This window comes from Nostoc sp., assembly GCF_036917155.1.
Taxonomy (GTDB): Bacteria; Cyanobacteriota; Cyanobacteriia; order Cyanobacteriales; family Nostocaceae; genus Nostoc.
The window spans coordinates 1-13,382 of sequence record NZ_JBALDZ010000228.1 but is presented as its reverse complement, the minus strand read 5'-3'; the positions used below and the strand labels follow the sequence as shown (position 1 = coordinate 13,382).

The window sequence follows — 13,382 nt, the reverse complement described above, 5'->3', positions numbered from 1 at the left end:
AATGACGCCATTAGAGATATTAGAAAAATTCAACTCGTACTATATCGAGATACAGGCGATCGCTCAGTCAGAGGAATGGCAAAAACTGTGCGAGAAAAAGCATAACGACCCCGAAATGAAAACTCATCTGGGAGATGTGCTGCACTATCTGGGCGAGGTTATGGACTGTGTTGATAGTTGTGTTGAAATGAAGGTCAAACAGGATGAATCTTGAAGAAATTCTCCCCAAGCTTCAGGAGTGGTTCGCCCCTGAAGAACACAAAGACCGCACACTTCCCGGTGGGGGACGCTGGTTTTTCGTTCCTCACCAATCAATCACCCAGCGCCTAAATGCTGTGTGTCCTGGGCATTGGCACACCAAGGTAAATTCCACCAATATCGCTGGTGACTACACAGTGGTTATGGTCGAATTGACCATCTGCGGTGTGACTCGCACGGGTATAGGTGACGATAAAACTTTTCCTGAACTCAATGAACAGGGCAAAGCTAAGGTCATTGGTACGCCACCTGTGAGGGCATTTAGGTCAGCGTTCAAAGATGCGGCTGAACAATTCGGCATTTGTGCTTATCTGGACGACCAAAAAGCCAACCGCAATGAATTCGCTAAATATATGGCGAAAAAGGGCGACCAACGCGCCAATAAATTCATCACAGAGAATGGCTGGGTGGAACAGCCGACACAGAAGCCTGAAGCAATTGGTAGAGATTCTCTGATGAAGTCTATCAAGCAGCAGATTGATAGATTGAAATGGACTAGTGTAACTGAAGCTGAATATTTGTTAAAAACCTTTAATGCTAAGGAGAGAATACAGCTTTCTAATAATCAACTGAGTTCATATTTGGGGTATTTGAGGACTCAAGAAATCAAGCCAACTCGTGAGGATGCGCCCAAGACTCCAGCAGTTCATCCACAGGACTTGCGGGTTAAACAAGTCCGTACCTTGCTCAATTACCCAGTTGACCTAGTTGTGGAATGGCTGAAATTTCAGGACGTTGACCGCCCTAATCAATTACCACCAACCAAGATTGATGAACTGATAAAAACTATCTGCCTAGAATGGGCAGCAGATAAATTTGATCATTCCAATCATGCTGCTAACTCCTATCAAAAATACGTTGTTGATGCTGTTGCGAGTGGTGCGGATGAGGTGGTAGCAATTCGAGACTGGATGAATTATGTAGTTAATCAAAGAGCAGAGGCGGCTATTAAATGAAAATCCTATTTTGTGATATCGACGGAACCCTGACCGAAACAATTAGCGGACATACTTTCAAGCAATCGCCAACTGATGTAAAAATTATTGTTGGGGCAGATAAAGCGATCGCACACTTTGCTGATTTGGGCTGGCTAATTGTAGGGGTATCGAATCAAGGTGGCTGCGACACAATAAACCGCGATACTGGCAAGCCTTTGAAAAGTTTTGAAGACGCGATCGCCGAGATGCAGTTCACACTCAAACTGTTTCCCCGCCTTAAAGCAATTCAAAACACCAATGGAAACTATTCATCGTCCCCATCAAAAGAATGTCCAGCAAATCTCTCAAATACATCAAGGTGATCTAACTGAGTAATGTGACGCTGGTAAGAGTTGAGAAAAATATTTGGTGAGTGTCCCATCCACTTAGCTGCAACCGCGATCGGCACTCTATATTTAGTCGCTGCTCTTATGGCGTAGCTATGGCGCAGATCGTAGGTTTTAAAAGTCACACCATAACGCTTGAGAGCTTTATATACTCTATTTCCTAAATCTTTATGAGTTACGCCTTCCAAATTCACCTTGGAAGGTATTTTTATTTCCCATAGCTTCCATTTGATCGCCCACTCTAGTGGTAAAGGAAATGCAATTCTACTCCCTGTTTTCCCATCTGCAATCGTGCAAGTGTGCGGGTATGCAGCGCTAACCACAGAAAACAGGGACTCATGGGGCCTTGTGCCAAAGCAAGCGATTACTCCAAAAACCCATTGCCATTCGGGATGAGCGATCGCATCCCTCACCGCCACGATTTCTTCTTCAGTTGGTAGCTGCCTGATTATCTGCTTGCTGCTGGAATAATCACCAAGGTATTTCTTTAAATCCACCTTTATCTCTGCGAACTTGGCAAGAGCCTGTAGTTTTTGGCACATCGTTCGTCGCGTCCAAGTGTTTGCAGGGGTAGAAACAGCCGTAGTAATTAAAATTTCAGGGGTTAAATTTTCATTCACTGGCAGCTTGTTAAAGCAAGCCTCGTAATGCCGCTTCCAGGTCTGCTGCTTGGTCGGGTCGTTGCCATTGGTGGCGAAATATTCTTGTTCAAATTTCTCCACCCAAAAGCCACAAGTATTGCTTGGTTTTTGGTCGCCTTCTAGATATCGACCCCAGTCAAATTCTCCACGCGCTAGGAGTCCCCCAGCGATTTTTGCTTCTGCTTCGGCTCGTTGGAGTCCGGCGGGATTGGCGTAGACACCCAAGGATAAATATTGTTGATGCCAAATGACCTTACTGCTTCCTGGCTTGGGGGGAAACGTGGCACGAAGAGACAAGCGATCGCCCCTAACCTCTACTTTTACGCCAACTTTACCTGCTTTTAGGCGATCGTTAATAGCTTCAACCGTCCATTTCATCCACTGACATCCTGGCTAAATTTGCGCTAAATCCTTTCCGCAGTTAAGCATATTTCAGGACAATTCAGCACAATATTAATATGCTAAATCGCGGAAACGGGTATTAGTCAAAAAGCGAAAACCCCTGAAAGTAGGGGTTTTGCGTTCAAGCCAGCAGCGGGATTTGAACTCGCGACCTTCCGATTACAAGTCGGATGCACTACCACTGTGCTATGCTGGCAAGCTTGGCGATCACTCTTAAATAGCAACCACAATTTCTTATTGTACCATAATAACTTTATTTGTCTAGCTGTAATTGCTAAAAAATATCTCCTTCTTTAGAAATTAGGCTACAAGACCAGAGATTTTGGCAATATCGCTGCTTTTGTGCGCCTAGATGGTTGAGTTGGCGTTGCAATTGTGATTACCCAGAAAAAATCAGTGATTTTGATCGCTGAATAAAGTTGGTAAATTAATATTCATAGCCAAAGCTAACTCAAATCTGGGCTGGGCGCAAAAATATCTGGTACAGTTCCAAAACTGTTTTTTCTTTACACAGCTGAATAAAGGAACAGAAATATATAATTATTTTTTACAGATCATAAGCATGGCAGCACTGCTCGGACGAGATTTATTAAGTCTGGTGGACATTAGTCCAATGGAACTTCAAGAACTTCTAGAATTGGCAACTCAACTTAAATCACAACAGCTGAAGTTGCAGTGTAATAAAGTTTTGGGATTGTTGTTCTCCAAAGCTTCAACTCGCACACGGGTAAGTTTTACCGTGGCGATGTATCAATTAGGTGGACAGGTAATCGATCTCAACCCCAATGTCACTCAAGTTAGTCGCGGGGAACCCTTGCAGGATACAGCGCGGGTGTTAGATCGATATTTGGATATTTTGGCAATTCGCACTTTTGCCCAGCAAGATTTGGAAACTTTTGCTGAGTATGCGAAGATTCCGGTGATTAATGCGCTGACTGATGCAGAACATCCTTGTCAGGTATTAGCAGATTTATTGACCATTAAAGAAGGCTTTGGCACTCTTGCTGGGTTAACTTTAACCTACGTGGGTGATGGAAATAATATGGCTAATTCTCTGATGTTGGGCTGTGCTTTAGTGGGGATGAATGTCAGAATTGCTACTCCTACTGGATATGAGCCAGATTCTAGGATTGTAGAACAAGCAAGAGCGATCGCTAATCACAAAACTGAAGTCCTCTTAACTCACGATCCAGAATTAGCCGCTAAGGGATCTGCTGTACTTTATACTGATGTTTGGGCGAGTATGGGGCAAGAAGCAGAAGCAAATAACCGGATGCCAATTTTCCAGCCTTACCAAATTTCAGAGCAGCTATTGAGCCTTGCTGATCCAGAAGCAATTGTTTTACACTGCTTACCAGCCCATCGCGGTGAAGAAATTACCGAAGAAGTTATTGAAGGTTCCCAATCACGAGTTTGGGAACAGGCTGAAAATCGCTTGCACGCGCAAAAAGCTTTGCTTGCTAGTATCTTAGGAGCAGAGTAGAAAGTCAAAAGTTAAAAGTTAAAAGGCAAAAGAAAATAAAATCATCTTGCTTTTGCCTTTTATATTTTTATTTTTCTATTGCTTATGGGGAGTTTTTTGTAGTACTAATGTTCTAGAGACATTTATAATTACTTCCCGCTTTTTTTATGGAACGTCTAACAGAAGCTCAACAAGAACTTTACGAATGGTTGGCAGAATACATCAGAACGCACCAGCATTCGCCTTCGATTCGGCAGATGATGCAAGCGATGAATTTGAAGTCACCAGCACCAATTCAAAGTCGCTTAGAACATTTACGGACTAAAGGATATATAGAATGGACTGAAGGACAAGCGCGAACGATTCGGATTTTGCGTCCTGTGAAGCAAGGTGTACCAATTTTGGGCACAATCGCGGCTGGTGGTTTAATAGAACCGTTTACTGATGCTGTAGATCATTTAGACTTTTCTAATTTCGATTTGCCTCCCCAAACTTACGCTTTGCGCGTAGCTGGCGATAGCATGATTGAAGATTTAATTACTGATGGCGATGTAGTATTTCTGCGTCCAGTAGCAGAACCAAATCATTTAAAAAATGGCACCATCGTCGCCGCCAGAGTTGATGGATTTGGTACAACATTAAAACGCTTTTATCGCCAAGGCGATCGCGTTACCCTCAAACCAGCAAATCCTAAGTACAATCCCATTGAAGTCAGTGCTATGCAAGTACAGGTACAAGGTTCTCTCATTGGTGTTTGGCGTGGTTACAACTGAGTAGTAAGAAAGTGATGAGTTATGAGTGATGAGTTTTAAATTACTAACTCCCAACTCCCAACTCCCAACTCCCAACTCCCAACTCCTAACTCCTAACTCCTAACTCCTAACTCCCAACTCCTAACTCCCACTATGTACCTGACGAAAAATCCAGTGCAGCAACTGCCCACTTTCCGGTTGAAATTACCTTATGCAAGGGAAATTTTGGGCAGTTATTATACGCAACCATTACCAGGATGCCCAAGAATGCCTGTGTCTCTGCAATTGCGGCAATATCAGCGCCAAGCGATCGCAAGCTGGTTTACCAACAATGGCAGAGGGACGCTCAAAATGGCTACTGGTAGTGGTAAAACGATTACCGCATTAGCGATCGCTTGTGAATTATATCAGCAGATTAATTTACAAGTGTTGTTAGTAGTATGTCCCTATCGCCATCTCGTTACTCAATGGGCGCGGGAATGTGAAAAATTTAATTTGCAACCCATTTTATTGGACTTTGAGAATTTACGCACTTGGCAAAGTCAACTTTCTACCCAAATTTATAATCTGCGTTCTGGTTCTCAACGGTTTGTCACGGTGATAACTACGAACTCCACTTTAATTGGAGATGGATTTCAGTCTCAACTCAAATATTTTCCCGCCAAAACCTTAATTATTGGGGATGAGGCGCATAATTTAGGCGCACCTAAGTTAGAGGAAAGTTTGCCGCGCCGCGTTGGATTGAGACTAGCTTTATCTGCCACACCGGAGAGATATTTTGATGATTTTGGTACGCAATCTTTATTTGATTATTTTGGCCCAGTTCTCAAGCCAGAGTTTACTTTGAGGGATGCGATCGCTCAAGGGGCTTTGGTACATTATCTATATTATCCGGTGTTGGTGGAGTTAAGTGAGGCAGAAAGTATTGCCTATTTAAAGTTAACTAAAAGAATTGGGCGATCGTTACTTTATCGCGATCGAGAAAATGGCGGAAATTTTGAAGACAATGAAGATTTAAAACCGTTATTGATGCAAAGGGCAAGATTAATTGGTGCGGCGGAAAATAAATTAAACGCTTTGCGGGATTTAATGACAACTCGCCGCGAAACTACTCACACTCTTTTCTATTGCAGTGATGGTTCACAAGAAGTTGGGCAACGTTCATCTCTACACCAACTTAAAGCTGTTGCTAAAATTTTGGGCGTGGATTTGGGGTACAAGGTAAGCACCTATACGGCTCAAACAACTTTACAAGAAAGGGAAATTTTACGCCATCAATTTGAAAGTGGAGAGTTGCAAGGTTTAGTCGCAATTCGTTGTTTAGATGAAGGTGTCGATATTCCGGCAATTCAAACTGCGGTGATTTTATCAAGTTCTGGAAATCCTCGCCAATTCATTCAACGACGGGGGCGAGTTTTACGTCCTCATCCAGGTAAGGAACGTGCCACTATATTTGACATGATTGTTTTGCCACCAGATTTAGATAGAGAAACCATAGAAGTTGAGCGCAATCTGTTAAAAAAGGAATTGCGCCGCTTTGTAGAGTTTGCTGATTTAGCTGATAACGCTGGGGTTGCCAGAATGAAATTACTGGATTTACAAAAGCGATATGGTTTATTAGATATTTGATGATGAATCTGACAATGGTTGTATTTTTTTGTAAAAATTTTTCGAGTTTTGAAAAAAGAAGCATTAAGTATGAAATAATAAAATTATGAGTTTGATTATAATGGGATGTAAGTAAAATTTTTAAAGCTACTTGCATCCCATTATCATCTAGATTGGTTAAAATAAATAATAACAGAAAACAATTAAACAATAAAGTGTTTTTTCAAATAAAATTCTGATTTTAAAGAGAACGTAAACAGTGGCTTTACTGAGGCTATTCCAGCACTAAAGAAAGTTAAAATATAGAAAAAGTATATTTCAAAACTCAATATGTCACAAGAGGCGAATATTGATGATGTGCAGGAGCCAATAACCAGCGCTCCACCGGAAGTACGGCAAATTATTGAGCGAGTCTGGAAGGAGGAAAAAGGTAGGCTAGATAAGAAAAGTAACAGCCATATCAATGATAATATTTTGAGAATTATCAAGGAAGAGGTGCGATGAAGCTAACTTCAATTAAGCTATGCAACTTTCGCTCCTTTTATGGTAAGACACCAGAAATGCTCCTAGCTGGTGGAGATGTTCACAACACAACGATTATTTATGGGAATAATGGATCGGGAAAAACCAGTTTACTAAATGCCTTTACTTGGGTATTATATGAAAAATTTAGTGCAGCCTTTGCATCGATAGAACAGCTAATTAATAAACGTGCGATCGCAGAAACTCCAAAAGGTCAAGCTGTAGAATGTTGGGTAGAGATTGGCTGGGAACATGAAGGTAAACGCTATCGAGTTAAACGCGCCTGTCGGGGTTATAAAAACGAAGGTGATTTTGATGCTGGCAAAACTCAATTATCTATATGGGTTGGTGATGACGATGGCAAATGGAAGATCCAAGATCAGCAACTAGAAGATATAATTAATCAAATTCTACCCGCCACTTTACATCAATATTTTTTCTTTGACGGCGAACGAATTGAACAAATAGTCCGTTCTGACAAAAAAGCTGAAATTGCCGAAGCTATAAAAATCTTCTTGGGTGTGGAGGTAATCGACCGTTCTATCAGACATTTGAGAGATGCGAAAAAAACTCTAGAGAATGATTTAAAAGCTATTGGCGATTCCCAAACTAAACAACTATTACGACAGCAAGAAAAGATAGAGCGAGAACGTGAACGCATTACCAAACGGCAAACAGAAATTAAAGAAGAGTTAGAATATCAACAAACTTTTAAAAAAGAAACAAGTAACCGTTTGCGAGAACTGAGCGCAGCTAAGGAATTACAAGAAAGATGTCAAGATTTAGAATCTCAGAAAGCGGCGAATCAAGAAGAACATAAAAAAAACAAAGAAGCGCTGAAAAAAGTTATTTCTACACGAGGTTATACCGTTTTCTTATCAGAAACTACAGCACAGTTTCGAGGAATTATCAATGATTTGAAGGCGCGAGGCGAGTTAACATCAGGAATTTCGCGGGAATTTGTCAGTGATTTACTCAATTCTCAACGCTGTATTTGTGGTGCAGAATTACACGAGGGTAATCATTCTCATAGTTATGTGAGTACCTGGTTAAATAAAGCAGGTTCATCGGCGGTAGAAGAAACTGCAATAGGGACAGACAAGCGATTAAATTTCTTCAGTATCCTTGTTTAATTGTAGAAGTTCTTTCCCCTAGTACAGAAGCTTACGACAGAGGTCGCAAATTTATTCAGTATCGTCGTATCGAGACTTTACAAGAATATGTCCTCATTGATGCTGAAAAAATCAGTTTAGATTGCTTTCGTATAAATGACAAAGGGATTTGGGAATTACATCCTTATGAAGAAGGGGATGAAGTTCATTTGACTAGCGTTGATTTCCGTTTTCCTATTTCTTTGGCTTATGAGGATGTTCAGTTTGCAATATAAGTTTTGGATAAACTAACCACAGAGACCCAGAGGATGCAGAGGGAAGAGAATATGTAAAATTGAGATTATCGCTAACTAATTAGAAGATATTTTATGAGTATTCAAGCTGAGGCAACTATTGAAGATTTGTACCACTTACCCGACAATTGTAAAGCAGAGATTGTCAATGGGAAATTGGTGCTGATGTCTCCAACTGGATTTTTACCAGGACGTGCAGGCGGTGAAATTTATGCAAGTCTACGGGATTATGAACGTCTGACAAAAAGTGGTTACGCTTTGCCTGATAATGTCGGTTTTATTGTCAATCTCCCTAATCGTCGTTCTTTAAGTCCTGATGCTGCATTTTATACTGGCAAACCTACAGGTGGGAAGTTTCTCAATGGTGCGCCTATATTTGCTGCTGAGGTGCGAAGCGAAAATGATTACGGTGATAAGGCTGAGAAAGATATGGCTAGTAAACGCCGTGATTATTTTGCGGCTGGTACGTTGGTAGTTTGGGATGTAGACGTACTCAAAGAGGAAGTTATTAGAGTATATCGTGTTAGTAATCCTGAAGAACCGCAAGTGTATCGCCGTGGTGAGGTGGCTGAAGCTGAACCCGCAGTACCAGGATGGACTATGTTAGTGGATAATTTATTTGTTTAGCGATCGCTCACATACTAGTATAAAATAATGCAGCAAAATCTGCAATCGCTTTTGACTTTCGGTTAAAATAGCAACAATGTAAATATTAAAACAATGGCTGCAAATAGAATCAGGGTTGCTAAAGATAAGGCTGAGTTGGTGAAATCTCTAGTCGCATCAAAAGACACAACTGGGCCTTTTCAAACTTATGTAGAAGTAATGGTGTTTGCAGCAGCATTGGGCGTTAAATATAAAAAGCGCGTTCCTTTGGGGGAAACTACAAAAAGAGAACCATCTCCAATTCCCCAAGAAAATTTTGCTTCATTGGGATATGACCTAATCATTAAATTATTAGGAATCAATGAAACGCAAGATATCAACATACTCTCATCTAGAGAAGAAGATGATGAAGATAAACGTACTCAAATATTTGAAGAATATGCTAATGGAGGACTGGAAATTTTACAAAATGAGTTACGGGGTTCTGTTGACTACTCAGAGCGACTTCTATTAGTTCTGATTTCTGAAAGAGGAACAAAAGAACAGCTAGAAGAAGAATTTGACCTCAGTAAATTCTTAAATTGATTTTTTGCTTGCTTAATTAAGTTATTAAATATGAAAAATATAACATATTATTGTCAACGGTTTGCTGAATTAAATGTGAGTAGTAGCCAGAAGCGTGGTAATGCTCAATATAAACCAATATTACTTTTATCTGTAATTGATTTGATTGCACGAGGTATCATTACTACTAATGAGATTCCAGTTTCAGACGAATTAATTCAAACATTTGAGAGGTATTGGAATGTCATCGGTTCTCCGTCTTACAAAGGTGGTTTACATTATCCTTTCTTCCATCTGCAAAATGAGGGTTTTTGGTACTTAAAATTTCAGCCTGAATTTAATGGATTACAACCAAAAACAATTAACAAACTAAAGGAGGCTGTTGAATACGCATATCTAGACAGTGAATTATTTAACTTTTTGCAAGATGAATTTTACAGAAAAGAACTCATTGACGCGCTTGTGGCAGCTTTCTTTTCTGATAATGAAAATGATATAGAAGCTATTTTACAAATAAATCAAACTTTTCAAGATGGCTCAGGAGAAATAGAAAAATTAATTGAAACGGGAAATTTAGATAATAATCCAAGGTGGAGCTTAAAACGAGCAGTTATTAGAAATGCTTTCTTTAGGACAGCAATTATACATATTTATGATTACAGATGTGCCTTTTGTGGACTAAAAGTAACTAAAAAAGTAAATCAAAACATTGTGGATGGCGCACACATCAAGCCATTCTCACAATTCTATGACAGTAGAATTCATAATGGAATAGCTCTTTGTAAAAATCATCATTGGGCATTTGATAGGGGTTGGTTTGCTGTAGATGAACAATACAAAATTATAGTTAGTAATGATTTGGAAGAAGCATCTCCCCATGCTAAACCTATGAAAGATTTTCATGGTGAGACAATAATTTTACCAAATACAGAGCAACACTTTCCAGAACTGGAAGCGCTGCAATGGCATCGCCAAAATATATTTCAAGCATAATTACAGAACAGGTGGCAGTCCTACCGCTTTCGGTTCAACAAACTTGCCATCAAAACCTATAGTTTTATCTTCCACAGTCCTAGCATCTGCCAAAGCCTTACGAAGTTCAGCACGTTCCATCTGTTCCTGAATTCCACCCAGAATGTAAACCAATAACTTCGCGGCTAAATCTCGTCCAGCAACCTGTACACGCTTTTTATTTGGGTCATACAAAACCCCATACCAGAAAGATTGGGGATATTCCATACCACTAAAACCACCTTGCTGGTCAAACTTCCTCAACTTCTTAAAAATATCTGCTAGGGAAAAACCTTTTTTAAAAACCAAAATTCCTAAAGCTTGCGCCAATGCAACTTGAGCAACTGGACGGAAAAGCATATTTCCTTCACCTCCATCTTTCTCAAAGCTGAAGCGCCGCAAAGCTGGTGTATCCTCGTGTTCTAAAATCTTATAACTAGAAAGACTAGCTAAAGAATCAAATAGCTTTTTAAATTCCTCAATTCCCTGCTCAAGTTCTTCATCCTCTGGACGCATGGGAATTAGACCTTTCTCCAAGGGTTTCCAGTGGGGGAACTTTTGAGCTAAATATCGCTCAGACATATCTTGCAGAGCTTGCAAAGTCGTCAAAACTGTAGAATTTGAAGCTACTGTTGCACTATTCCAATTGACGCGGGGATTGCGCTCTTGTCGTTGTTCTAATAGTGGATGTGTAACTGCAATTTTTCTAGCAACGATCGCAAAACCATCATCTTCATTCAACTGTGTTAACTGCCCTTTAGTCAAGGGTGCAGCCATCAGGTTAACATGAACAAAAATCGACCTTACTCTCCGCCTCGCCTGGGTGCGAGTTTCCCCAGCAGCTACCGCACAGATGAACTCAATACCAATTTTTTCCTTGGGTAAATTTTGCAAGTAAGCAAGGTCTACTTGATACTTTTCTATCAAATCATTGACCGTAATAAAACTGTCATCAACACCTTTATCTTTTTTATAGCGCTGGAGTTTACGAGTTTTAATTAACTCCATCAACCCCTGTACACCCATTAATCGGTGTTGACCATCTAGTGCATAAATGGTTACATCATCCTCAGAAATATTTAGCAGACCTACTTTAGCGTCTTTATCTAGGGGGATGAAATCAGTAGTAGACTTGGTGGCGCGTCCTTCACTATCCCACTCAGCAGCTTTGGGATTATCCACCCACGGTTGATTAATTACTACTAGCACTGGCGGAAATTTGTGGTTTTGTCGAGCCGCTAAATACTGGACTAGCGGTGCTTGACGTGACCAATCAAGGGGACGTTGCTGAATTTCATCAATACTATCCGCGTCAATCTCGACATTATCAGTCTCAGGATTATACTTTTTCTGAAACAGAGGTAAGCCAGAAGCGAAGTGAACCCGACCGGCGAACCATTCCAGTGTAACAGAGCTAACATAAGCCTCCGTACCACCCATCTCGGTTTTTTGAACGAGAATCTGATCTTTTCTCCCTAAAAACTTCTCCAAGAGTAAAGCTAGTACCTGTTTTTCCTTGTTTTCCCGTTCCAGATACTCTCTAGCGATGTCAGCAGTAGGGTCAGATGCACTATCTTTCATGTTAAATTTTAAAAACAGAATAAGATTATGTCGTTTAATTATCCAAAAATTTGGATATTAGTAGTAAAGTTTTTAAAAACTTTTCTTCAACCCAGGTCGGTGGGTAAAGTCTCGTGTAGCCGCGAATTCTATTCGCCCAAATATTACATTAAACCTGCGGAGGTGGGTAAAGTCTCGTGTAGCCGCGAATTCTATTCGCCCAAATATTACGCCAGTGTTTCCAGAGAGAAGGAGAAATGACTACAGCACAACAACCAGAAAAGATAGTTGAACAAGCACGTACTGTAGCAGAGTTAGTGGACTATATCCAAGCTCTCACCACTGAAATTCAAGAATTGTATTGTTTAGATGAGATACCTTGGGTGGTGGGCTATTCGGGCGGCAAAGATAGTACTGCTACCTTACAGCTTATCTGGAATGCGATCGCAGCACTACCAGTTGAAAAGCGAAAAAAGACTATTCATGTTATTACAACTGACACACTAGTAGAAAACCCTGTAGTCTCTGTTTGGGTACGCAAATCCTTAGAAAGGATGAAGGTTGCTGCTCAAGAACAGAAAATGCCCATTGAGCCACATTTATTACACCCAGAAATCAAAGAGACATTCTGGGTAAGCTTGATTGGTAAAGGTTATCCAACGCCACGAGGAAAATTTCGTTGGTGTACAGACCGTCTAAAAATTCATCCTTCTAACCACTTTATCCGTGATGTGGTTAGAGTAAATGGGGAAGTTATTCTTGTTTTAGGTACGCGTAAGGCTGAAAGCATCAAACGTGCTATCTCAATGGAAAAACATCAAGCAGGTAGTCTAAAAGATCGTCTTATTTCTGATTCAAGTTCACCGACATCTCTGCTTTACCATAGTGCAAGCTTGCCTAATTCTTTAATTTATAGCCCTATTGAAGATTGGCGTACTGATGAAGTTTGGATTTACCTAAATCAATGGCAAAATCCTTGGGGATATAGCAACAAAGATTTGTTCACTATGTATCGAGGTGCTACAGCAGATAATGAATGTCCACTAGTTGTTGATACTTCGACTGCTAGCTGTGGTGATTCTCGATTTGGGTGCTGGGTTTGCACAATTGTTAGTAAAGATAAATCAATGGAGGCAATGATTCAAAATGATGAAGAAAAAGAATGGATGCAGCCCCTAGCTATCTAATTGGTATTTCAGGGCTTGAGACTCAAGCACAGAGAGAAGTTCGGTATGTTGATTGACTAAACCTTGTATTGCGGTAATTG

The 13,382-nt window shown here is 40.4% G+C and carries 12 protein-coding genes, 1 tRNA gene and 3 pseudogenes; 13 read left to right on the top strand and 3 right to left on the bottom strand.

Annotated elements, in window-relative coordinates; translation table 11 throughout:
• The first annotated feature begins 1 nt into the window (after position 1).
• The 3 genes from V7K67_RS30450 to V7K67_RS30440 are packed head-to-tail and all read left to right on the top strand — an operon-like array spanning position 2 to position 1,558.
• Complete coding sequence (locus V7K67_RS30450) at positions 2 to 214, top strand: hypothetical protein (RefSeq protein ID WP_335169713.1); 213 nt, start codon at positions 2 to 4, stop codon at positions 212 to 214.
• Positions 204 to 1,214 carry a Rad52/Rad22 family DNA repair protein gene (locus V7K67_RS30445; protein WP_335169711.1) on the top strand — a complete coding sequence of 337 codons (1,011 nt, stop codon included), beginning with the start codon at positions 204 to 206 and terminating at the stop codon, positions 1,212 to 1,214. The genes V7K67_RS30450 and V7K67_RS30445 overlap by 11 nt, the downstream gene beginning before the upstream one ends.
• Complete coding sequence (locus V7K67_RS30440) at positions 1,211 to 1,558, top strand: hypothetical protein (RefSeq protein WP_335169709.1); 348 nt, start codon at positions 1,211 to 1,213, stop codon at positions 1,556 to 1,558. The genes V7K67_RS30445 and V7K67_RS30440 overlap by 4 nt, the downstream gene beginning before the upstream one ends.
• Here the strand turns inward: V7K67_RS30440 and V7K67_RS30435 are convergent.
• Positions 1,501 to 2,601 carry an integrase gene (locus tag V7K67_RS30435; protein WP_335169707.1) on the bottom strand — a complete coding sequence of 367 codons (1,101 nt, stop codon included), beginning with the start codon at positions 2,599 to 2,601 and terminating at the stop codon, positions 1,501 to 1,503. The genes V7K67_RS30440 and V7K67_RS30435 overlap by 58 nt on opposite strands.
• A gap of 148 nt (positions 2,602 to 2,749) precedes the next feature.
• Positions 2,750 to 2,821 (bottom strand) — tRNA-Thr (locus V7K67_RS30430).
• Between the two features lie 366 nt (positions 2,822 to 3,187).
• Here V7K67_RS30430 and argF point away from each other — a divergent pair.
• From argF to V7K67_RS30385, 9 genes and pseudogenes are all read left to right on the top strand, one after another.
• Positions 3,188 to 4,108, top strand: coding sequence for an ornithine carbamoyltransferase (gene argF, locus V7K67_RS30425; protein ID WP_334731193.1), 921 nt, complete (start codon positions 3,188 to 3,190; stop codon positions 4,106 to 4,108).
• Positions 4,109 to 4,254: 146 nt separating this feature from the next.
• The gene (lexA, locus tag V7K67_RS30420) at positions 4,255 to 4,860 is read left to right on the top strand and encodes a transcriptional repressor LexA (RefSeq protein WP_012410809.1); all 606 of its coding nucleotides are present in this window, start codon (positions 4,255 to 4,257) and stop codon (positions 4,858 to 4,860) included.
• 132 nt (positions 4,861 to 4,992) lie between these two features.
• Positions 4,993 to 6,468 (top strand): DNA phosphorothioation system restriction enzyme, encoded by a 1,476-nt coding sequence (locus V7K67_RS30415; protein WP_335169705.1) that lies wholly within the window; start codon positions 4,993 to 4,995, stop codon positions 6,466 to 6,468.
• Between the two features lie 309 nt (positions 6,469 to 6,777).
• On the top strand, positions 6,778 to 6,951 hold the full coding sequence (locus V7K67_RS30410) for a hypothetical protein (RefSeq protein ID WP_334708035.1): 174 nt from the start codon (positions 6,778 to 6,780) through the stop codon (positions 6,949 to 6,951).
• Positions 6,948 to 8,060: pseudogene (locus V7K67_RS30405) on the top strand (AAA family ATPase); the annotation flags it as partial. The gene V7K67_RS30410 and the pseudogene V7K67_RS30405, both read left to right, overlap by 4 nt.
• Positions 8,060 to 8,356 (top strand): annotated as a pseudogene (locus V7K67_RS30400) (Uma2 family endonuclease); the annotation flags it as partial. The pseudogenes V7K67_RS30405 and V7K67_RS30400, both read left to right, overlap by 1 nt.
• A 93-nt stretch (positions 8,357 to 8,449) precedes the next feature.
• Positions 8,450 to 9,001 (top strand): Uma2 family endonuclease, encoded by a 552-nt coding sequence (locus V7K67_RS30395; protein WP_334731196.1) that lies wholly within the window; start codon positions 8,450 to 8,452, stop codon positions 8,999 to 9,001.
• A 93-nt stretch (positions 9,002 to 9,094) separates the two neighbouring features.
• Entirely contained in the window at positions 9,095 to 9,565 is a 471-nt protein-coding gene (locus tag V7K67_RS30390; protein WP_334731197.1) for a DNA phosphorothioation-associated protein 4, read from the top strand.
• A gap of 30 nt (positions 9,566 to 9,595) precedes the next feature.
• A complete protein-coding gene (locus V7K67_RS30385; RefSeq protein ID WP_334731198.1) occupies positions 9,596 to 10,537 on the top strand; it encodes an HNH endonuclease in 942 nt (313 codons plus the stop codon).
• Here the strand turns inward: V7K67_RS30385 and V7K67_RS30380 are convergent, their stop codons facing one another.
• On the bottom strand, positions 10,538 to 12,136 hold the full coding sequence (locus V7K67_RS30380; RefSeq protein WP_334731199.1) for a DGQHR domain-containing protein: 1,599 nt from the start codon (positions 12,134 to 12,136) through the stop codon (positions 10,538 to 10,540).
• A gap of 236 nt (positions 12,137 to 12,372) precedes the next feature.
• On the opposite strand from V7K67_RS30380, the pseudogene dndC reads away from it, so the two are divergent.
• Positions 12,373 to 13,293: pseudogene (gene dndC, locus V7K67_RS30375) on the top strand (DNA phosphorothioation system sulfurtransferase DndC); the annotation flags it as partial.
• Between the last annotated feature and the right edge of the window lie 89 nt (positions 13,294 to 13,382).